Origin of the sequence: Paenibacillus sp. AR247 (genome assembly GCF_002968895.1) — a bacterium.
Taxonomy (GTDB): domain Bacteria; phylum Bacillota; class Bacilli; order Paenibacillales; family Paenibacillaceae; genus Paenibacillus_AQ; species Paenibacillus_AQ favisporus.
In genome coordinates this window covers 117,891-138,400 of the sequence record NZ_PCZT01000024.1, presented here as the reverse complement: position 1 = coordinate 138,400, position 20,510 = coordinate 117,891, and the positions used below count along the sequence as shown (strand labels likewise).

Genomic DNA, 20,510 nt, shown 5'->3' with positions numbered 1-20,510 from the left:
ATGCTGGGAGTCATATGCGGTCTGCCAGCAGAGAGACGGCGTCATTAGTACGCGGTGTTGGAGCGCTGGCCGGTGCTTATCTGGGCGCGAAGGCAGCTGCGGGGCTTTTTGGCAAGACGATCGGGGCGGCGGCTGACTACGAAATGAAGGAAGTCACCGTAAACGCCATGTTCGGCAAATCTTCGAAGGCTAATGCGCAGAAATACCTCGACTTCGTGCAGGGTCGCGCGGCTGTTTCGATGTTCAGTGTTAACGACTTCTTAACCGCCGGCAAATCGTTCATCCCGACGACTAAGGATAACGCCAAGCTGCAGAAGATGGTTAACCTTGCGGAACGTCTCGGTGCAATCGATCCGGAGCAGGGAATTGAAGGCGCGGCTTATGCCCTCAAGGAATTTTTTCCGGGGATGCTGTCAGCTTGGTTGAGCGCTTCGAGTTGCCTCGTAAAGCAATGAACGCCATCAAGAATCTGCCACTCGACAAACAACTCCAGTCATTGGACAAGTTCTTGAACGGGATCGGCGCAACAAATGAGCTCATTAATGCTCAATCTGGCACCACATTAGGGCAGTACAAAAAGGCTGTGGCCGGCGTGAATCGTGCATTCCGAGAGATGGGCACCGAGGCTCTAAAGAAGGTTAACCCTCTTTTACGGGACTTTAACAAATTTATCTCGTCTCCCAATTTTAGCGGCATTAAAAAGTGGGGAGTAAATGCATTTTCAGGATTAGTTAATGGAGCAGTTGATGCAGTTCGCAAAGCTTCGGACTATATAAACACAAATTTCATTAACAATCCTGCATTCAAAGAGCTGCCCGATATAAAGAGCAAGATAAAATTCGCCTTTAATACACTGATGGACGATTTTAACGCCTGGTACAACGCTTCAGGGAAAACACACCTGACGAATATCGCACAGAAGGCGGTGGATACGATAGGAGGTGCCCTCAAAGCAAGCACCCCTCTTGTCGAGGCCGCGGTTAAATTGGGCGGATCGATTGGCCAAGGTATCATGCAGGGTATTTTAGATCAAGTCGACATTATGGCGGTCATATCACCAACCCGACGAGCTAAAGCGCAGTTAGACAAGCAATTTGAGAACTCAGATAAGTTGAAAGAGAGCTTATCGAAAAACGCCATCGAAAATCCGGGTAAACCGTTGATTCAAGGCGGATCAATCACCGCAACGGAATCGAGTCCTAGCGGAGTATGGGACAGCGTTAAGTCGGGCGCGAGTAAATTCCGGAACTTCGTCCAAGGGCATGCAGGCGGTCTTGATAACGTTCCATATAACGGTTATCCTGCGCGTCTTCACAAGGGCGAGGAGATTCTGACCAGGGAAGAGGCTAAGCGGCACAGAACGGAAAAGAGCGGAGGTTCTTCGCGGCCATTTGCGATCAACATCCAAAATATGACCGTGCGCAACGATTCGGATATCGAACAAATTGCGGATCAACTTGCGCATTTGCTCGCCAGACCATAAGCGCATAATCACGGCCGTCTCTTCGGAGGCGGCTTTTAACAATAAGGAGGAATTAGCATGAACGAAAAACAACTTAAAGCGATCCAATACCTGTCCTTGCCGGCTTCACAACGGCCTACTATCGAAGAAATTGCGGCAGAATGCGGAGTAAGCCGTTCAACTATTTACGATTGGAAAAAGAGTCCCGCATTTATCGAGGAGTTGAAGGCGCAGATCGTACGGAATAATATCGATACACTTCCGGAATTGGTCGCAGCATTGCCACGTATTGCGATGGAAGACAGATCCGCAGCTATGGCGAAACTGGCGCTACAGGTTAACGGGATGTTGACCGAAAGAGTTGACGTACAAGGTAATGGCGGTAGTCAAACAACGGATATCGAGGCGCTCAAAGCTCGTATTCAAGCGTTGAAGGATCGCCGAAATGAAGCGTAAGAGGCGAAAATACCCCTTGGATTCTCGCCATTTCATCGCTGTCGAGTTGATTGTGTCCGGTGATTACGGATATGGTGAGATCGCGGAGATTTTAGGCGTTAATAGGCGCACTCTTTTGCGTTGGAGAAAGCGAAAAGACTTCGATAAAGAGCTGCGGAAGGCTCGCGGCAGGAGAGTAGAGGCAATACGCAAGGCATTAGGCGATCGAAAGCGGATCAAATCAAGCGCAGACATCCGCGAATATTTTACCGAGATTGGATTCGACGTAAAGTAAGCGTCGGAAACGTTGAGCTGACGGCTGATATGCGGGAATATCCGCTCGGAGCTTACGATAGGCTGCGACTATTTGCGGTAGTTATACTGCCCCATTTCCGGACGATAGGTTACATTTCATCCGCCGCATGCCCGGAATGGACGCACCCTCCGAAAACTCACGGGGTTAACCCGCATATTTATACGCTAAATCCGCATTTAAACGTCATGAATACGATGCATAATCGGAAGCTAACGGACAAATGGCGTAACGGTGCGGGTTCATGACACCTACGCACAGTCTACGTATTATTAGTGCGTAGACCCTACGATGAATAACGGATGTATAACGATCGATCCCGAGGAAAGGGGGGCGGTAGTCCAGAAATCGACCGCCATATCTGGTGCCCGAAGAATCCGCGCAACAAAAATAACTCAGGGAGTTATCCGAAGCTGTCGGCGCCTCGTTACGCATATGATCACGCATGTGGGCAGCATGTTTGCGTTTATTGAGGCTGATTTACATCAAAAAGATCTTGTGGAATGTGTTCTTTGACTCCTTCAGGCAGAAAGCCCACGGCAGCAGAAGCAAATGACTTGACCTCATTTGGGTGATTTTTTGACCAGATGAATGTTTTAGATAGTAATGAAAGAAACCAATTCTTTTTAGTCAAAACTTTAATTTCACTTTTTAAAACTTCAATTTCATCGGTTATCTGAGAAAGTTGCCGAGCAAGCTCTTTATTTGATTCTTCCTGCGATTTGAATTTTTCATTAAACATATTCTGCAATGCATCCAATTTATCATTGTACTCATCGGCTTCTTGCTTAGTAAAGTATGATTCAGGGACCTCATTGAGTATATTTTCAAATTTACTAATCTCACTATTTAATTCTTCTCTTAACTCAGTTATGTATCTTAAATTAGGCATTAGTCTCATTTCCATCAGTATTTGCTGAACCCAATCTGAAATGTTTTGTAGCAAACCACCTTTTGTGGATACTCTGGCTTCGTGGATATCGAGCATATCCCCTGGACAATACTCCAAATCTATGTTGATGTTATCATCAAAATCTATGGTCATAAAATACCTTGGTATGTATCGGTAATTAATGTTAATTACGGGTGGTTCTTCGGTAGAAATTGCTATGTCGAAATCCCTGAATGTTAAATGTCCTTTATTTAAAGCCTCATTAATATCATTAAGTAATGAGTTGCTAATCATACAATCTCCTCCAATACACTGCCATAGCTTCAATATAATACCTTTGCTTTGCAAATTTCAAGAGATAAGAGCTTTATTACTCCATTAAGGTGATATTGATCCGTGTATTATTGAGTTCAACCGCGCTAAGTGTTATAATTTATGTAAATAATATTCCAGTACGTAGGACTCCGGTAGATCCGTAAGACACGTTTGAATGTTCGTTATAGGCAACGTTCAGGTATCGGAGGAAATTGCGAAGTATTAACGCACTCGTAATGCGTAGGTCGGGGGTTCAATTCCCTTCACCAGCATCTTTCATAAGCCTTACAGGACGCGGGTTTCCGGATTTCGGAGACCGCGTCTTTTTTGTTGATTTTGCTAAACTTCTAACATTCTTCTGACCTTTAGTCGAGTAAAGTGTATTTTTCGCCATCAATGAAACGAAAATGGAATTTCCCCTGTTAGCTGTCGCAGGTCCTAGCAGCGCAGCATGAGCGATCCAGAGGCACGCAAAGGTATTCCAAATTAGGACAAGAATCAGGAATGATAAAGACCTGTATGTAAGAACCAATTATCTATACGGGGCATATTATATAGTGGCTCATAAAACTTCCTTGATGTAAGGCAACGCCCGCTTTCGAAGCGGGCGTTTTTATTCAAAAAAAAATTAAATCTTAAGTGCGTTTACCCATACCAAATAGTGGAATATACATATTGTAATATTAACTTCTGACAAAGGAGGTACATGTATGAGCGACGGTGTTGTTGGTGGCGTAGGATACGGTTACGGTTTGCACAGCAATGTAGGTGCTATCCTGGTGCTCTTTATTCTGTTGGTAATTATTGTTAAGGCATTCTGTTGGTAATAAAAAGTCAGGAATGAGGAAGCCCCTGCTGGCTAAGTGCAGGCAGGGGCTTTTTTATTTATAAATAAAGTAGTTTCTTACTATCTGGGTACGTACAAGTTGTTACTAGGGTAGCACGTGTTGTGCTAATCCCGTCAGCCCGCCGGGGCTCTCCGAGACCTAGAAAAAATAGTCTTTTAAACCGCTGACTCTGTCCACAACGCTGAAAGGTTTCTTTCATAGAATAAAACTGATCCTATGAAGAAAGGGGAATATCACATGAGCGAAGTTGGTGGAGTTGGTTATGGTGGTGGCTGGTCGACGAGCGTCGGCATCATTCTTGTCCTCTTTATTCTGCTTGTCATCATCGCGAAAACTTGGGGATACTAATTGCTGAACGGTCCTTAGCCCACCTGGTCGATCCGGGGGCATGAGACCAGCACAAGCGAAGCGCAGTGATCCGTTACGGATCCTGCGCTTTTTTTATACATATCATCGGCGGAATTTTCAGCGGACAAACGCCTAGCCGTAACGGCGGGGAGCTGAGAGTGATCCAGCCGCCGGAGGGCTTCCCGGTACCGATGATGCCTGATCTGGCCGATGAGCACAGCCCTGGGATCACGGATATGAATCGTTAAGGCTGACAGTCTGCCCCGGGCTTCTGTAGTCCTAGTAAAGCGTCCCATGCCTGAATAATCCCGGTATCCCTGGGTAAAATACGGGGGATCATTCCTAGAGGAGGTAACAGCAATGACGATGGTTCGCGACGTAATGACCAAAGACGTAAAGGTATGCGCACCCCATGATTCGGTCACGGCTGCGGCGCAAATCATGCGCGATGTCAACTGTGGATCGGTTCCGGTCTGCGAAGGCAAAAAAGTGGTAGGTATGATTACCGACCGCGATATCGTGCTGAACTGCGTAGCTGCGGGTAAAGACCCTGGCAGCGTACACTGCCATGACTGTATGACAAGCAATGTCATTTCGTGCTCGCCGGACACCGATGCTCACGAGTGCGCGCAATTGATGGCCGACCATCAAATCCGCCGCATTCCGGTTGTAGAGAACGGAGAAATGGTAGGGATCTGTGCAATTGGCGACCTGGCGACGATGAACATCCACATCAACGAAGCCGGCGATGCGCTCAGCCAAATTTCCGAACCTCTCCACTAAGAGTACGGAGCGGCAGGGAAACTAGTTGGCAGCAGAAGCACCCGTAAAGCGAAAGCGCGATACGGGTGCTTTTTCGTCTATTGTGGCGTTCAGATTTTCTGTTGACTTCAGGCCAATCGCTCATTACAATAATTTGTAACAACATAGGCGATGGAGTTCGCCTTTAACCGCCCGTGAGCTAATGACTCCTACCAGTGCAGACACTGGTAGGAGTCATTTTTTTGCAGACATTCCGGCACCGGGACAAGCAGGGAGCGGTAATTTGCCCCTGAATGAGGAACAATAGGAAATACATCATAGCTGGGGGGAAACCGCTGTAATGGGAAAACGGATGACGAGGGGAAAACGCAGGTTATATGTATACGCAGGCAAATTTATGCATCTCGCGCTGCTTGGCTATATCGTGAAGTGGTCGGTCATCGGGAGTCTGGTGGGGGTGCTCACAGGCACCGGATCGGCCTTGTTTCTGGCAGCGCTGGATGCCGTTACGCAGCAGCGTCTGCAGCACCCATGGCTCCTATGGCTGCTTCCATTTGGGGGAGCCTTGGTGAGCTACCTGTATTGGAAATACGGCAAGGACGCATCCAAGGGCAACAACTTGATACTGGAGCAGATTCATGACGGCGGCGGGGCTATTCCGCTGCGTATGGCTCCGCTCGTCCTGTTCGGAACGATTCTGACCCATTGGTTCGGCGGCTCGGCCGGACGGGAAGGTACGGCGGTGCAGATGGGTGGAAGCCTGTCGGAGTGGATCGGCAAGAGACTTCGGCTGAGCCCCGCCGACCGGCGTATCATTCTAATGTGCGGCATCAGCAGCGGTTTTGGCTCAGTCTTTGGGACGCCGCTCGCCGGAACGGTCTTCGGGCTGGAGGTGCTCGCGTTAGGGATGATCCGTTACGAAGCGCTGTTTGCCTGTTTTGTGGCGAGCTTTATCGGGGATTTGACCACGAAGGCCTGGGGAATTCATCATATTCATTATTCCGTAAACACGATTCCGGCGATCACGCTGATCACGGTGCTGAAGGTCGTGCTCGCGTCGATGGTGTTCGGCCTGGCCAGCATTTTGTTCAGCGAGCTGACGCATTGGCTGAAGGCGCGGTTCACCGGCTGGTTCCGGAATCCGGCGGTCAAGAGCTTTGCCGGGGGCTGCATCCTGATTGCCATTGTCTACGCATTCGGCACAAGGGAATACCTCGGGCTTGGCCTTCCGCTGATCAGCGATGCTTTTGAAGGGACGGCGCCAAAGCTGGCGTTTCTCTGGAAAACCGTGTTCACTTCGATTACGCTGGGGGCCGGATTTCAAGGCGGAGAGGTGACTCCGCTCTTCGTCATCGGCGCTACGCTGGGCAGCACGCTGGCGAGCCTGCTGCATCTAGCGGTGCCGTTTATGGCAGCCCTCGGTTTTATTGCAGTGTTCAGCGGTGCGACGAATACCCCGATTGCCTGCTTTATTATGGGGATCGAGCTGTTCGGTTCGGGGAATTTGGTATACATGTTCATCGCCTGCGTCGTCAGTTATTATTTTTCCGGGCATACCGGCATCTATGTGTCGCAGCGGATCGGGGTGTCCAAGTCCAGGCTGCTGCGCCTGCCGGAACAGGCGACGCTGGCTTCGGTCCGAGGGAAGAAGGGAAGGAAGAAGGGGAAAAGGGAGCGCGCCTAATTTTTTTGGCAAGACATCTTCCCCTCTGGGCGCCCTGGGCATATGCTATCCCATCATCGATTGGAGGGATTGCATTGTCTTCTGGAAAGAAAGCTCAAGTGAAACACTTAGCATGGCATGAAACATTGGAAATGCATGAGCTGGTAGCAGCACAGTCCAACGACCTGATTTGCCTGAAAATGGACATCGGCAAGGTCACCGATCCGCAGCTGCACGCCCTGTATAAAGAGGCTATTATGAGCCTGGAGCAAAACATAAAGGACCTGCTGCAGTTTTACCCGCAAGCACCGGTCCCGGCAGCGAGAGGCGGCAAAGCCGAAGCGGCAGACATGACGGGCTTTTATGCCGGCCATTTGCTGGGCAAGGCCAAAGGTTGGGTTCGCAATTACGCGCTTGCGATTACGGAAACGGCAACACCGGCCTTAAGGGAGGTTTTCGTTAAGCATCTGAACAATGCGATCAAACTCCATGCCAAGGTTTTTGATTTTATGGAGGAGCGTTCGATGTACCCTGCTTACGACCTGGAGCGGCTCCTGGCCAATGATCTGGAAAATGCGAAAAAGGCGTTAAGCATGTAACATCTCCACCACTTGGGGCAAGGGGAAAAAGAGATATCGAGGAAAGTCCGGGAGCCTGGTCCCGGGCTTTCCTCGTTTTTCGGCCAAATCCTACACCGTGAAGCCGGGTCTCCCCAGCAGTTGGCTTATGCAGTATACTTTCATTAAGATAATAAATAGTTTACGTGGAACGAATAAATAGTTTACGTGAAACGGATTAACAGTTCAGGAGGTGAACGATGTGATTATGGTCAGTTCTTGCCTGGCCGGACTGAAAGTCCGCTATAACGGAACGGACAGCCTGAATGACGTGATTCAGCAATTGGTGGCGCAGAACAGGGCAGTGACGGTCTGCCCCGAACTGCTGGGGGGATTCGTCACCCCGAGAGAGCCTGCTGAGATCGTAGGCGGTGATGGGAGGGACGTGCTGGAAGGCCGGGCCAGGGTTGTTGAGAAATCTGGCCGGGACGTCAGCGGAATGTATATTCAGGGGGCTCACCGGACGCTGGAAAAAGCCCGTGAAGCCGGTGCGTCCATGGTGGTGCTCAAAGAGTACAGCCCCTCCTGCGGAAGCACCATGATTTATAACGGTTCCTTCGCCAATGAGAAGGTGGCCGGCAGCGGGGTGACAACCGCCCTGCTGGAACGGGAGGGCATTCGGGTGATGTCCGAAGAAACGTTTTTAGAGGCTCTGGACTCAGGGCTCCTCTAAGATCGCTGTATCGCTCGTCCATCCGTGAAAGTTTCGGACAAGTTTGCCGGGGCGGATGAATATATATGACCTTAAAGGAGGTCATATGATGCTCAAGAAGAAACGGTTTCGCAACTATGCGCTCTGGATCAGTATGGTCTCACAGGTGCTTCTGCTGGTTCAGCTGATCGGCCATCTCACAGGCGCGTTTGAACTGTCGGATATGAAGCGGCAAGAGATCGTGGCGGCCGCAGACCTGGTGCTCGGAATTTTGGCGACGCTGGGGATTATCTCCAACCCGACCAAGCCGAACAGCGGCGGATATAATTTGTAGACGGGAACCCTGCCGTGCAGCCGTCAGCTGCCGAGCGGGGTGTTTTTTTGCTGAATTCCGGTGTTTCCGTATAGAAATGAATCCGTATGGAGGCAGCATCCCTTCTTGGCGGCGCGATTTCGGGTAGGAACGATCTGTCCCGTTTGATATGATGGAAGGAAAGACTTGCCGGGAGGAGAAGCTTCATGAAAATACTGGTATCAGGATTTGAGCCCTTTGGCGGAAATGCGGTCAATCCAACGGAGCAGCTCGTGCGGGATATCCGGGAGGAGACGTTTGCGGAGGCCGAGATCCGGACAGTTCTGCTTCCGGTCCATTATGACGAATGTGCCGAAAGGCTGCTTGAGGCGGTGCGTGACTTTCAGCCGGACGCCGTAATCTGCTGCGGCCTGGCCGCAGGCCGGACGGCGGTAACGCCGGAGCGGATCGCGGTGAACGTCAAGGACGTGGCGCCGGAAGCGGCATACGCCGACAATAAAGGGGAGAGACCGCAGGATCTGCCCATTAATCCGGCAGGACCGGACGGATTGTTCTCGCGGCTGCCGATCCGTGAGGCCGTGAACCGGCTGAAGGCGGAGGGGATTCCGGCTGCCGTGTCCGAGTCGGCCGGCACGTTTATTTGCAACAACACGATGTACGCCGTGCTGGATTATATCCGTGAGCAGAAGCTGCCCACGCTGGCGGGTTTTGTCCATTTTCCGGCCTCCACGGAAATGGCGCTGCAAAAGCCGGGCCTGCCTTCGCTGCCGCAGGAAATGATGCTGCGGGCGCTGCGCGTGATCATCCATGCGACGATCGATGCGGTAAAGCAGCAGCGGCAGCCCGCGGTGTAACGGGTATCGCTCAATGGCTGACACCTCCAGGTGCTTGTTCAAAACAAGCACTTCGGGGGTGTTTTTTCTTGCTGTTATTGCCCTTCGCCGGCTTGCTGAACCGGACGCTTGAAAAAACCGATCAGGCGGTCCTGATGCGGCACGATCTGTACAAGCTCCCAGCCATGGCGCCCCCACGAGGACAGTGCATAATTAAAGTCCACCGCCGTATGGCCGCGGTATGATTGCACGTATTCGAGCAGCCCCGCGTCCGTCCCGTATTCCCATTCCAGCGGCTCGTCGCCGGCGGAATGACGGTAACGCTGGGGCAGTCCGCTTAGGCGCACGCCTGTGGTGCAGAGTGCTTGGAGAATGGCTTCTTGCTCCGTTTCTTCCAGGGCTAAAAAGCGCGGCGGCTGCGGGAGATGAAACTGGGCGTGAGAATGGAAAATTTGCAGCACTGCCGTGCCGCACGGATGGCCGGTTTCGTCTCTGACCACATACCATACGCATCGCTCACGCTCCTCGGGCGGGCCCCAGTTCTCGACCGACTCCGATAAGCGGAATCCGGCGGGGACCTCATATCCCGACTTCCGCACCTCCTCGCAGATCGGACCCATCAGCTGTTGAATATAGACGCCGTAGGCGCGGTCGCCGAATTCCGCAAACATGCTGCTGAGTTCCTCCGCATGCTCTTGAAGAATCGCATCCCAAATTTCGCCCAGGTGCCGGTTCATGGACCGGACAACCGAATAAATTGGATTCATATAAAACTCCCTTCACATCGTAAAATTTTGCTTAGGCTGTTCTGATTCCGTTGCGGAATAAACTCTGCCCATTAATCTAATGGTTTTAGATTAATCTAATGGGATTAGAATAAAGGCATATGCTATAATTGTCAAGTGAAAAGGAGGGCTCTTCGATGGCCAGAAAACGAACGGTGCCCCAGCATCCCTTCTCCGGCACGGGGGAACAGGAGGAGCTGCACATTCCACTAGACCGTGACCGGATTGTCCGGACGGCGCTCCGCGTGTTGAACGAATTTGGCTTGAAGGAGCTGAGCATGCGCAAGATTGCCGATGAGCTCCAGGTAAAGACCGCTTCCCTGTATTATCATGTGAAGGATAAAGACCAGCTGCTCCAGCTTATCGGGGATAAAATAAGCGAAGAAATGGACAGGCCCGACCCGGACCTGCCTTGGCAGGAACAGCTGATCCAGTGGGGGCATGCATTCCGGCGCGTACTGCACCGCTACCGTGATGCGGTGGACCTGTTCAATGGCGGCATCGCCATGGGGTACCACCGTCTGCTGCAGATTGAAAGACTGTACCAAATTTTTGCATCGGCCGGATTTGCGGATGATCACATCCCGTGGATGGCATCCATGGTGAAGAACCATGTGCTCGGCTTTGTGGCCGAGGAGGTGCGGCTGAAGGGGATGGCCGGTTCCGGCGAGGAAGCCCAGGCTCAGCTCAGCGAGGAGTACGCCGGGTTCTTCCGCAGTTTGCCAAGGGAGCAGTTTCCGAATATGATCCGTCTGGCTTCCCATACCACCGGTACCGGATGGCAGGAGGAATTCGAATTCGGGCTGGACGTCCTGATGGACGGCTTCCGGCAGAGGCTGACCGACTGATCCGGCGCTAAGCAAAAAAATCAGGGGGACTAGGAAGTCCGCCCTGATTTTTTCCGTAAAACACCGCGAAGTCCAAATACTTGTACATACAGTCCACGTCTTCAAAGCCGGCCTCTTCCATCCACTGCATCTGGTCGGCGGCGGTAGCGTTGATATCCAGGCTTCTGCGTTCAATCGACGCCTGAATGGCTTCTTCCGGCAGACCGCTTGCCCTGATTTCTTCCAGCCAGCGTCTCCGGTAATATACGTCCGCCTGATCGGTATGGCCCTTCACCTGATCGGCATTGACAAAGATGCCGCCTTCATTCAGCAGCCGATGAATCGTGGCGAACAGCTGCCTTTTTTCCGGGTGGGTCAGATGATGAATGGACAGAGAAGAGGCGACGACGTCGTAAGTTTGCGTAAACGGATAACTGCTGTAATCCCCGGTTACATAATCTACATTCGGTGCCCCGTGGAACCGCCGGCGGGCCTCCTGCAGCATGCTGTCGCTTAAATCCATCAGTGTAAGCCGGGCCTCAGGGTATTTGAGCAGTACCATGCTGGAGAACAGGCCTGTTCCGGCCCCCAGATCCAAAATACATGGAGAAGAATTGCCGCACTCCACCAGGGACAGGGCCATCCCGTAAAAGTCGTCGAAGCAGGGAATCAGCCCCCTCCGCTGCCGGTCATAGTCCTTTGCATTGGCGTCAAAAAGCTTGATCACAGATCTGTCCATTACCATTCTCCTTTACCCGTGGATTGTTGGAATTGACTTCATTGTACCGGCAGTCCGCTCATTATGGAAATATATAAACCGTATTATACTTATAGGTATTTCCTATATCGTTCCTTCCACGGATCAGCATTGATAAGCTCGATAGAGTTGTGGCGGCAAGGTCCTTTAACCTCGGGAACATTGCGCATTTTCATAGGGCAAATGGACTTGAATGATATTTGTCCAAACCGATTCGCCTTACGCGGCATACGATAGAGTATAAACAGGAGAGAGGGGGAGAAACCATGAGTGGTGTAGGAAACCCATTTACCTCAACGGGAGCCATCCTGGTTCTGTTTATTCTGCTCGTCATCATTACCAAATCCTTTATTTATTAATCCATGGGCCCAAGCGGTCCTTGGGCAACGAAGCTCCCGCCCTCCGGCGGGGCTTTCGCCATTTCATAACAAGGGCAGATACCGCAGTATATACATATGGATTGAAAAAGGAAATATAGACGAGTAAATGGGAGAATGGATTAGTATACGGAGGGAAATAGCGCATACAAGCAGTTTTGGGTTCAGACGATTATAACGCTATAATGAAAAACAGTGAACCATCGGACCCGGCGAACCTGAGAGTGGGGAGCCCGCTTGAACACCCCGTAACATTTCATGAACGGATAGCAGCACGATCAGCCCTACAGATACAACTTTATATCCACAGGAGGGATTATTTCTTGTTTTTGAACTGGATCAAACAAGGCTTCTTTAGCAATGTCAGAAAAGATATTTTGTCCGGTCTAACCGTTGCCTTTGCGCTTATTCCCGAAGCCATCGCGTTCTCTATTATGGCCGGCGTGGATCCGATGGTCGGTCTCTACGCATCCTTTGTGATTGCCGTCAGCATTTCATTTTTCGGCGGACGCCCGGGGATGATTTCGGCGGCCACCGGCGCCATGGCATCCTTGATGGGACCGATCGTTGCCAAGTACGGGATCGAGTATTTGTTTGCGACCACAGTGCTGACCGGCATTCTGCAGTGGATCATGGGGGCGCTGAAATTCGGGCGCTTCATCACATTTATCCCGCAATCGGTCATCGTGGGCTTTGTTAACGCGCTGGCGATCGTTATTTTTATGGCGCAGCTGCCGAATTTTGAAGGGGCTACCTGGATCATGTACTTGATGGTGGCCGCGACGCTGCTGATCATTTATCTGTTCCCGCTGCTCACCAAAGCGGTGCCTTCAGCGCTTGTTGCCATTATTGTCATGACGATCATTTCGGTGCTGACCCATGCCGATGTCCGTACCGTTGGCGATATGGGTACCATTACGCAGTCGCTTCCCGCATTTCATGTTCCGTCGGTTCCCTTGACGTTTCATATGTTCCTCACGATTTTGCCTTATGCGCTGGCGCTCGCCGTCGTCGGCATGACCGAGACGCTCTTGACCGCCAACCTGGTGGATGAGCTGACCGATACCGGCAGCAACAAAAACCGCGAGATCAAGGGGCAGGGCGTCGCCAACATCCTCACCGGCTTTTTCGGCGGGATGGCCGGCTGCGCCATGATCGGCCAGACGGTCATCAATGTGAAGTCGGGGGGACGCTCCCGGCTGTCGACCTTTATCGCCGGCGCCTTTCTGCTGTTCCTGATCCTCGTGCTCGGCGATGTCGTCAAGCAGGTGCCGATGGCGGCGCTGGTGGGCGTTATGATCATGGTGTCGGTGGGCACGTTCGACTGGCATTCTTTACGAACGATGAACAAGGTGCCGCTGGGCGACACGATCGTCATGGTCGTGACCGTCGTAATCGTTGTGGCCACGTCCAACCTGGCGATCGGCGTTGTGACCGGAGTCATTCTGAGCGCCCTGAATTTTGGCTGGAAAATGGCGCGTATTCACGCGCAGATCCATATCGATGAGCATGGGGTAAAGGTGTACGAAATCAAAGGGCAGATGTTTTTCGGAACGATGAACCATTTTGTGCATCTCTTTCATTACCAGGAGGATCCGGAGCAGATTGCGATTGACTTTTCCTACTCCCACGTTTGGGATCAATCGGGCGTGAACGCCGTGTCCAAGGTGCTGGCCAAATATGAGGCGCTGGACAAAAAGGTGGCCGTCCGGGGATTGAATCCGGAGAGCCAGCGTATCATCGACAAGATTGGCGTAGCCTCGGTATCGTCCCATTAACCATCTCGTAAAACCTGCATTTTATATACGATATGAGAGAAGCCTTCCGGCATGCCGGAAGGCTTTTTGCGTAGTTATCCGCTTGAGGAGCGAATGCTACCTCACCATTTTCTCATAAATATTAAACCCGCTCTCATGCTGGCCCTTCAGCGTAAAGCCGGCCCCGCTGTACAACCGGTTCAAGCCGGGGTTGTCGGCGATGCAGTCGAGACGGATTCGGTCTTTGCCCTGGAACCTTATTCCGGTCAAGGCCCAGTGCAGAATGGCGCTGCCAAGACCCGTCCCCCCGAATTCGCGTTCAATGGCAAGCCGGTGCAGATAGACAGAGGTATCGTGCCCCTCCTCGCCCCACAGGTTGCGGTCCCATTCGCTTGCATGCTGCTGGAGGATGACGATGGCGGCAAGGCGCTCCTCCTTTTTAAACAGGAAGACGTCCCCTCGCAGGACCGCCTCGTCGATATGATGCCTGTCCTCGCCGGTCAGCAGCTGATTCCACTGCTTGGAGCCTATGCTCTGAAGCCATTGCGCCGTTCGAAACAGCAGTCCCTGCGCGGCCGCGACATCTTCCGGACCGGCCTGAACGGCACGGATTTCCGAGGTAACCCACTTCTGATTGATGATAAAATGATCTGCTTTTGCCTGCTTCATACATCCACCCTCCAAGCGTTACATATGTTCTTATTGTAAGAAGCCGTGAAGAATTAGGCAAATGCTTCATACCGGAGCGGTCCGGAGACTTTTATGTGACTCAGGTGCTCTGAAGACGTGGGGCGGCAGCCGCGTCCAGGCCGTTAGCAAGCGGTCAGCATTGTATGTACCAGAGGGTTGGGAGGGAGGATTATGAAGAAACAAAACTTTATCGCCATCATGGCACCGTTGGCTGAATTCGATCAGCTGCAGTCAGGTGTGCCGGCATCGCTCACGATCGCCCAGGCGGCCCTCGAATCCGCCTGGGGTACGAGCGAGCTGGCGGTGAAGGCCAACAATCTGTTCGGCATCAAGGGACAGGGCACCGCAGGAAGCATGCGCCTGCAGACCACCGAGTACGTTCGCGGCGTGGCCGGCCGGGTGATAGCCGACTTCCGCGCGTACAACAGCTGGGCCGAATCGGTGGCCGATCACTCAAGCCTGCTGGTGAACGGCGTGTCCTGGGACCGTGACAAGTATGCCGGCGCGCTCCGCACAGACGGGCGATCGGCCGCCGCCGCGATCGGCGCCGCCGGTTATGCCACGGACCCGGAGTATGCAGATAAGCTAATCCGGATTATTGACCAGTATAACCTGGACCAATACGATGCCTGGAAGGAGGGGGCGCATATGACCCCTGAGGAAAAGGCGGCATTTAGCGAGCTGCAGAACACGGTTGCGAAGCAGGCGGAATGGATCAAGCAGCAGCAGGCGCTGTTAAGCAAAGAAGTACCACGTGCCGGCAACGAATTTTCTGATCGTGTCGACGGTGGGGAATCCGAAGCATCCCGGACTGCCGAAGCTGACCTGGACCCAGGTCAAGCTCATGCACCGGAGCGGTATCGATTTTTACAGCCATACGTTTGATTCGCACGCTTACGCTTATGTTCGCCCCGAAGGGAAAACCCATGACAGGCTGGAGCCGATGCTGATGGGACCGGAGCATAACAAAACCACCGGGCATGTGGAGACAGAGCAGGAGTATATCCGGCGGGTGAAAGGTGATTTAACCCGGGCGGATCAAATCCTCCGGAATGAAATCGGCAACCGCCGCGATATTCTCGCTTTTCCCTACGGCGGCTATACGCAGCAGGTGCTGGGTCTCTGCCGCAATCTCGGCATTCAGGTAGTCTTTACCGTCAAACCGGGAATCGACGGCCCCGGGCAGTACATGGGATACCGGGTCAACGCGGGCGGCATGGACAATAACCCGATCGCGCTCGTTGAATCGATGAAGCATGCGGAGTCGCTCCGCGGATACAGCAAAGCCGGCTAAGCCTCCTGACGAGAGAAGGAAGTGGCAGTGGGCCGTAAATACATTGAAAATATGGATAACCCCCCGGACATTTCTCCGGGGGGTTTGGCTTTGGCGGCGCTTCGTCCGCCTCATATATTTAACCCCTGACAGCCGTTCAAGGCTGCAGTCTGGTTCCTTGTTCTAGTTCGTTAACAGAATAATGACTTCCAAAACAACAAAAGCCCTGCCTCTCTTTTGTCCTTGCGGCTCCGATGACCGCGCCAGCGTGAATCAGAAATAGCATCCTTAAATCTCATACTTCGCATTGGGTTATTTCAAAATAGGAAATTAAGTCTTCGAGGTTGAAGATTTATTCTTTCTTGCGGGGAACGAAAAGGGTTAAATGAAGTTATATTAATATAATATATCACATATTATTTATAAATGCAATAGGAAATTATATCGCCCACCAGACTTGTATAAATGTGCAAAAGCACCATTTCATACGGAGGAATTTTATGATAAAAGTTGGTTTTTGTCGCAGATTCATGTCACATTTTGGGATGAAATAACCGATATTCTTAATAGTGCTGCGCCGAACGGCCTATATTGATGAAAAAGGAAGGCTGGCTTATGGATACCGATTCTACCCGTTTCCAGGGGGTTGCCCTGTATTATGCTTTTCGGAACAAATTGGTACGGAATTATATTTTCGGATCGCTATTCGCGGTATGGATCGTGGGCAGCGCTCTCGTTCTGACCACGATCAGCATTTCTCCGCAGGAGATCAAACGGCTGGCGATCATCTTTGCTTGCTCCATGGCGGTCATGGTCGCGGTGGAATCCTGGGTATTCACGCGGCACGTTCGGCCGATCCGGCAGGGTTTGTTCTGCCGGACCTGTACGGTTCAGACCATTGAAACAGCCTACCGGCAGGCACATAAGCTGCCGCAGCTGGCGGTGTTCCGGATTCTGGTCCCGCATTTCCTCGGGCTTGCCATACCTGCGGCCGGCTTGACGCTGTGGCAGATGAGCCGTGGCCTTCTTCATTTCCCGCCGATTTATGTTGCGGCTGCGGTAGCCGGCGCCTTCCTCGTAGCCAGCATGCATGCGATGATCGTAGTTTTTCCNGACGACGGCGACGGTCCGGCCGCTGATGGAGGAATTTCACCGGCTCGCCCAGGAAACGCACCGCATTGAGCTGAATCCGGAGGGGCATGTCGTCTTGTCCATCCGTCCGAAGTTTCTGCTCAGTGCCATGCTGATCGGTACCTCGCCGCTCCTGCTGTTCACCCTGGCTGCCCAGATTCGGCTGGGCAATTTAAACGAGGAAATGATGACCGGGTACTGGGGCTGGGCGGGGCTAATCCTGCTGGTCGACATCATTTTTACATATACGGGTGCCAGGCTGTTGACCCATGAGGTGGAGCGGCCGATCTCCCATCTGTACGACGCCATGAATCATGTCAAGGACGGCCGGCTGAAGACGGTCCAAAACGTGTATTCGGACGAGTTTTCCCGGCTGGCCACCGGCTTCAACATGATGGTCCGAGCGCTTCAGTCGCGTGAAGCCCAGACCAGGGCGATGCTGGACAGTTACTTTGTGACCCTCGCCGTTGCGCTTGATGCCAGAGACGCCTACACGGCAGGGCATTCCTTGCGGGTGGCCGAATATTCGGAGCTGATCGGGCGGCTCAGCCGGATGACGGAGGAGGATATCAACGTGATCCGCCAGTCGGCGCTGCTGCATGACATCGGGAAAATCGGCATCCGGGACACCGTCCTGTTGAAGGAAGGGCGTCTGACGGAAGAGGAGTTCGACCAAATCAAGGCCCATCCGGTGCTTGGTGAGACGATTCTGAAGCAGATCGAGCCGAAGGATGCCCTGGCGCCGCTCCTTCCCGGCGTAAGGTCCCATCATGAGCGATATGACGGGAAAGGGTATCCGGACGGACTGGCCGGGGACGATATCCCGCTGCTCGGGAGAATTATCGCCGTAGCCGACGCCTTTGATGCGATGACTTCGGATCGGCCATACCGTAAAGGCATGGATGTCGCCAAGGCGCTGTCCATTCTCGAAGAGGGCGGAGGGACGCAGTGGGATCCGGAATACGCCCGCATTTTTGTCGACTATATGAGAAATCAAAGGTTGGAAAAAGCAGCAGGCGACGATACATAAGCGATGACCAAGGTTCGGAGAGCAAGAAAACCTCCCGGCCGTGAAGGATGACTTCCGGACGGGAGGTTTTTTCGTCGTTTTGAACGTTGATAAGGAATCAGTTTGCAGCCGAGCGCAGGAACCCTGGCAGACGGAAGAATGCAACCAGGAGGCCGACGGCCCCGAACGTCAGGAGAATGAGGGCAGGTCCCGCAACGTCGCCGAGATGGGCGCCATGGGCGATAATGTTCTGCAGCGAGTGCAGCGCCCAGTACTGCGGCAGAAAGTGCCCGACGGTCTGTACGGATTGCGGAAGCAGGTAGGACGGTACCCACAGGCCGCCCAGCATGGCACCGCCCATGGCAATGACCTGGGTGATGACCATGGCGGCTCCCTCGCCGGGCACCAGGAAGGATAAGCCGAGCCCGATACCGGTTCCGCAGATGCTGAGGCTGAGCACAATTAAGGTAAGGGCGGCGACGTCGCCAAGCTTCACATCATAGACGAAGTGGCCGAAGGCGAACAGGACGACACACTGGGCGATAACCGTCAGGATGAAGGGCACCCACATCCCGACCAGATACTGCAGCGGCTTTACGCGCGTGCTGCGAATGCGGGACAGAAGGCCGGTCTTCTTTTCGTCAAAGAAGCGGCGGGCCATCGTGATCATGATGTAGAAGACGAACATAACGGTCATGCTGGGGACCATGGAGTCCATATAGCTGACATGGTCGGACGTCGTCGCCACATCTTTAATCTGGATCGGGGAGGCCAGCGCCTGCTCTGCCTGCTCCTTGGAATCTCCCTTGGCCAGCAGGACGTCCGTCAGCTTCTGCTCGCGGTATTGGCTGGAAATGCTGCTGAGGATCGCCTGAATCGGCGCAAGCTCGGTCTGTGCGGTGGGATCCTGGTACAGCTGGATATCCGCGGGATTGCCTTCCTTCATTGCTTTTTCAAATCCGGCGGGAATGACGAGCATGGCCGAGAACTGGCCTTGCTTCATTCTGTCGACCTGGTCGTCCAGGCTGGATGCCGATTCCAGCTTCACGTCCATAATCCCCTGCATTTGCTTCACAAAGGCTTGTGACGCAGCGGATTGATCCTGGTCGATCGTGCGGATGGATACGGAGGAACTGTCGCCACCGCCGCTATTGAAAATCGTACCGAACATGGCGATGAACAGGATTGGCATCAGCAGCAGGAAGAAGAAGCTTTTGCGGTCTTTGCGGATCAGCCGCAATTCTTTGATAATCATGGCTCTCATGGGTTTTGCTCCTTTGCGTGTTAATTTCTTTGTCTATTTCATACGATGAACGATTTATCACCTTAATGAGTGAGAGGAACGCTTGTGAAAGAATTAATCCCGGAGAGCGGTACCTGTTACCCGTAGGAATACGTTCTCCAGCGAGGGACGGACGATTTCCAATTGTTTCACGTCCCAGCTGTGCTGGGATGCGAGGCGAAGCAGGCGCTGCATCACGCCGTGCAGATTTTCCGTTTCCAGCACGTAACCGGAGCCCTCCTTGCGGATCGCGGTTACATCCGGGTCTTCCGGCAGGTGATGGGCTCCTGCAATTTCCACGTAAATGGCCTTCTGTCCGTAATTCTCCAGCAGCTCCCCGAGCGGGCCCATCGCCTTGATCGTGCCCTGATCCATAATGGCCACTTCATCGCACAGCGCTTCGACTTCCTCCATGTAGTGGGTGGAGTAGATGATTGTCACGCCTTCGCGGTTCAGGTCGCGGATCATTTCGAAGATGTGGTTCCGCGACTGCGGATCGATCCCAACCGTCGGCTCGTCGAGAATCAGCAGCTTGGGACGGTGGAGGAGCGCGGCGGCGATGTTAATCCGGCGCTTCATGCCTCCCGAGAACGTGCCGACTTCCTCTTTGGCCCGGTCCAGCAGACCGGTCTGGCTCAGCACCTCGTGGATGCGCTGCTTCAGCATTTTGCCCCGGACGCCGTAAGCCTCTCCGAAAAACTCCAGATTGTCGTAAGCGGACAGCTTATCATACAGCGTAATTTCCTGTGGGACGTAGCCGATATATTTCGATACGGCGTCCGGATTTTTGGTCGCTTCCTTGCCGAGCAGCCGGACGGAGCCGCTGTCGGCCTGGACAAAGCCGGTCAAAATTTTCATCGTGGTGGACTTTCCCGCGCCGTTCGGTCCGAGGAAGCCAAACGAAGTGCCGGCTTTCAGAGAGAAGCTCACGTCCTGGAGCGCCTGTTTCTTCGGATAGGATTTGCGGAGTTGGGAAACCTCTAGCATATAATCGTTGTTATAAGAAGTCTGATTAGATTCGGTGTTGTTGCGAGTCGTCGTTTGGATCATAGGGACAACCTCCTAAAAAGTTTTGTGAAGCATAACCTCAAAGTAAAATCGTCGCAATAAAACTAGCATCGGAAGCATAAGCTTTAAGTTTTGTGAAGCATAACCTCAAAGTAAAATCG

At 52.7% G+C, this 20,510-nt stretch carries 23 protein-coding genes, 1 tRNA gene, 2 pseudogenes and 1 riboswitch; of the genes and pseudogenes, 20 read left to right on the top strand and 6 right to left on the bottom strand.

What is annotated here, in order from left to right; all coding sequences use genetic code 11:
* The 4 genes and pseudogenes from CPT76_RS31455 to CPT76_RS31440 form a co-directional block, all read left to right on the top strand.
* A pseudogene (locus CPT76_RS31455) lies at positions 1–455 on the top strand (hypothetical protein); the annotation flags it as partial.
* Complete coding sequence (locus CPT76_RS31450; RefSeq protein ID WP_105445684.1) at positions 419–1,483, top strand: hypothetical protein; 1,065 nt, start codon at positions 419–421, stop codon at positions 1,481–1,483. The pseudogene CPT76_RS31455 and the gene CPT76_RS31450, both read left to right, overlap by 37 nt.
* Before the next feature lie 57 nt (positions 1,484–1,540).
* Positions 1,541–1,918 (top strand): phBC6A51 family helix-turn-helix protein, encoded by a 378-nt coding sequence (locus tag CPT76_RS31445; protein ID WP_105445683.1) that lies wholly within the window; start codon positions 1,541–1,543, stop codon positions 1,916–1,918.
* The gene (locus CPT76_RS31440) at positions 1,908–2,192 is read left to right on the top strand and encodes a phBC6A51 family helix-turn-helix protein (protein ID WP_105445682.1); all 285 of its coding nucleotides are present in this window, start codon (positions 1,908–1,910) and stop codon (positions 2,190–2,192) included. The genes CPT76_RS31445 and CPT76_RS31440 overlap by 11 nt, the downstream gene beginning before the upstream one ends.
* A gap of 484 nt (positions 2,193–2,676) precedes the next feature.
* Here CPT76_RS31440 and CPT76_RS31435 read toward each other — a convergent pair whose 3' ends face one another.
* Positions 2,677–3,396, bottom strand: a complete 720-nt coding sequence (locus CPT76_RS31435; RefSeq protein ID WP_105445681.1) for a hypothetical protein — start codon at positions 3,394–3,396, stop codon at positions 2,677–2,679.
* 228 nt (positions 3,397–3,624) lie between these two features.
* On the opposite strand from CPT76_RS31435, the gene CPT76_RS38065 reads away from it, so the two are divergent.
* The 10 genes and pseudogenes from CPT76_RS38065 to CPT76_RS31395 all read left to right on the top strand — a co-directional run bounded on the left by CPT76_RS38065 (position 3,625) and on the right by CPT76_RS31395 (position 9,474).
* A tRNA-OTHER gene (locus CPT76_RS38065) sits at positions 3,625–3,686 on the top strand.
* A gap of 441 nt (positions 3,687–4,127) precedes the next feature.
* Complete coding sequence (locus tag CPT76_RS38525; protein WP_208837126.1) at positions 4,128–4,244, top strand: YjcZ family sporulation protein; 117 nt, start codon at positions 4,128–4,130, stop codon at positions 4,242–4,244.
* Positions 4,245–4,502: 258 nt separating this feature from the next.
* Positions 4,503–4,613 (top strand): sporulation protein YjcZ, encoded by a 111-nt coding sequence (locus CPT76_RS31430; RefSeq protein ID WP_105445680.1) that lies wholly within the window; start codon positions 4,503–4,505, stop codon positions 4,611–4,613.
* 104 nt (positions 4,614–4,717) lie between these two features.
* Positions 4,718–4,861, top strand: a pseudogene (locus tag CPT76_RS40890) (manganese catalase family protein); the annotation flags it as partial.
* 112 nt (positions 4,862–4,973) lie between these two features.
* The gene (locus CPT76_RS31420) at positions 4,974–5,396 is read left to right on the top strand and encodes a CBS domain-containing protein (protein WP_105445679.1); all 423 of its coding nucleotides are present in this window, start codon (positions 4,974–4,976) and stop codon (positions 5,394–5,396) included.
* A 137-nt stretch (positions 5,397–5,533) separates the two neighbouring features.
* A riboswitch (Fluoride riboswitch) is annotated at positions 5,534–5,594 on the top strand.
* Positions 5,595–5,727: 133 nt separating this feature from the next.
* Positions 5,728–7,059 (top strand): voltage-gated chloride channel family protein, encoded by a 1,332-nt coding sequence (locus tag CPT76_RS31415; protein WP_105445831.1) that lies wholly within the window; start codon positions 5,728–5,730, stop codon positions 7,057–7,059.
* A 131-nt stretch (positions 7,060–7,190) separates the two neighbouring features.
* Positions 7,191–7,637 (top strand): spore coat protein, encoded by a 447-nt coding sequence (locus CPT76_RS31410; RefSeq protein ID WP_105445830.1) that lies wholly within the window; start codon positions 7,191–7,193, stop codon positions 7,635–7,637.
* A 220-nt stretch (positions 7,638–7,857) separates the two neighbouring features.
* Complete coding sequence (locus CPT76_RS31405) at positions 7,858–8,328, top strand: 2-thiouracil desulfurase family protein (protein WP_105445678.1); 471 nt, start codon at positions 7,858–7,860, stop codon at positions 8,326–8,328.
* Positions 8,329–8,416: 88 nt separating this feature from the next.
* Entirely contained in the window at positions 8,417–8,641 is a 225-nt protein-coding gene (locus CPT76_RS31400) for a phage holin (protein ID WP_181153176.1), read from the top strand.
* A 185-nt stretch (positions 8,642–8,826) separates the two neighbouring features.
* On the top strand, positions 8,827–9,474 hold the full coding sequence (locus tag CPT76_RS31395; protein WP_105445676.1) for a pyroglutamyl-peptidase I: 648 nt from the start codon (positions 8,827–8,829) through the stop codon (positions 9,472–9,474).
* A 74-nt stretch (positions 9,475–9,548) separates the two neighbouring features.
* Here the strand turns inward: CPT76_RS31395 and CPT76_RS31390 are convergent, their stop codons facing one another.
* Entirely contained in the window at positions 9,549–10,220 is a 672-nt protein-coding gene (locus tag CPT76_RS31390; protein ID WP_105445675.1) for a DUF6022 family protein, read from the bottom strand.
* A gap of 155 nt (positions 10,221–10,375) precedes the next feature.
* Between CPT76_RS31390 and CPT76_RS31385 the strand changes: the two genes are divergently transcribed.
* Complete coding sequence (locus tag CPT76_RS31385) at positions 10,376–11,086, top strand: TetR/AcrR family transcriptional regulator (protein ID WP_105445674.1); 711 nt, start codon at positions 10,376–10,378, stop codon at positions 11,084–11,086.
* 7 nt (positions 11,087–11,093) lie between these two features.
* On the opposite strand, the gene CPT76_RS31380 is transcribed toward CPT76_RS31385, so the two are convergent.
* Entirely contained in the window at positions 11,094–11,804 is a 711-nt protein-coding gene (locus tag CPT76_RS31380; RefSeq protein WP_105445673.1) for a class I SAM-dependent methyltransferase, read from the bottom strand.
* 284 nt (positions 11,805–12,088) lie between these two features.
* Here CPT76_RS31380 and CPT76_RS31375 point away from each other — a divergent pair, with 284 nt between their 5' ends.
* Positions 12,089–12,181, top strand: a complete 93-nt coding sequence (locus CPT76_RS31375) for a sporulation protein YjcZ (RefSeq protein ID WP_084203986.1) — start codon at positions 12,089–12,091, stop codon at positions 12,179–12,181.
* Positions 12,182–12,522: 341 nt separating this feature from the next.
* Positions 12,523–13,977 carry a SulP family inorganic anion transporter gene (locus CPT76_RS31370; protein WP_258169007.1) on the top strand — a complete coding sequence of 485 codons (1,455 nt, stop codon included), beginning with the start codon at positions 12,523–12,525 and terminating at the stop codon, positions 13,975–13,977.
* Positions 13,978–14,073: 96 nt separating this feature from the next.
* On the opposite strand, the gene CPT76_RS31365 is transcribed toward CPT76_RS31370, so the two are convergent.
* Positions 14,074–14,625: a GNAT family N-acetyltransferase gene (locus tag CPT76_RS31365; RefSeq protein ID WP_105445671.1), complete on the bottom strand. Its 552-nt coding sequence runs from the start codon at positions 14,623–14,625 to the stop codon at positions 14,074–14,076.
* A gap of 192 nt (positions 14,626–14,817) precedes the next feature.
* Here CPT76_RS31365 and CPT76_RS31360 point away from each other — a divergent pair, with 192 nt between their 5' ends.
* The 3 genes from CPT76_RS31360 (at position 14,818) to CPT76_RS31350 (ending at position 18,080) form a co-directional block, all read left to right on the top strand.
* Positions 14,818–15,531, top strand: a complete 714-nt coding sequence (locus CPT76_RS31360; protein WP_105445670.1) for a glycoside hydrolase family 73 protein — start codon at positions 14,818–14,820, stop codon at positions 15,529–15,531.
* Positions 15,425–15,940, top strand: coding sequence for a polysaccharide deacetylase family protein (locus tag CPT76_RS31355; RefSeq protein WP_181153174.1), 516 nt, complete (start codon positions 15,425–15,427; stop codon positions 15,938–15,940). Before CPT76_RS31360 ends, CPT76_RS31355 begins: the two co-directional genes overlap by 107 nt.
* A 1,117-nt stretch (positions 15,941–17,057) precedes the next feature.
* Positions 17,058–18,080: an HD-GYP domain-containing protein gene (locus tag CPT76_RS31350; protein ID WP_308737700.1), complete on the top strand. Its 1,023-nt coding sequence runs from the start codon at positions 17,058–17,060 to the stop codon at positions 18,078–18,080.
* Between the two features lie 97 nt (positions 18,081–18,177).
* Here CPT76_RS31350 and CPT76_RS31345 read toward each other — a convergent pair whose 3' ends face one another.
* Together CPT76_RS31345 and CPT76_RS31340 are read right to left on the bottom strand one after the other, a co-directional pair.
* Positions 18,178–19,323, bottom strand: coding sequence for an ABC transporter permease (locus CPT76_RS31345; RefSeq protein ID WP_105445668.1), 1,146 nt, complete (start codon positions 19,321–19,323; stop codon positions 18,178–18,180).
* A 93-nt stretch (positions 19,324–19,416) separates the two neighbouring features.
* Positions 19,417–20,391 (bottom strand): ABC transporter ATP-binding protein, encoded by a 975-nt coding sequence (locus tag CPT76_RS31340; RefSeq protein WP_258169005.1) that lies wholly within the window; start codon positions 20,389–20,391, stop codon positions 19,417–19,419.
* Positions 20,392–20,510: the final 119 nt, after the last annotated feature.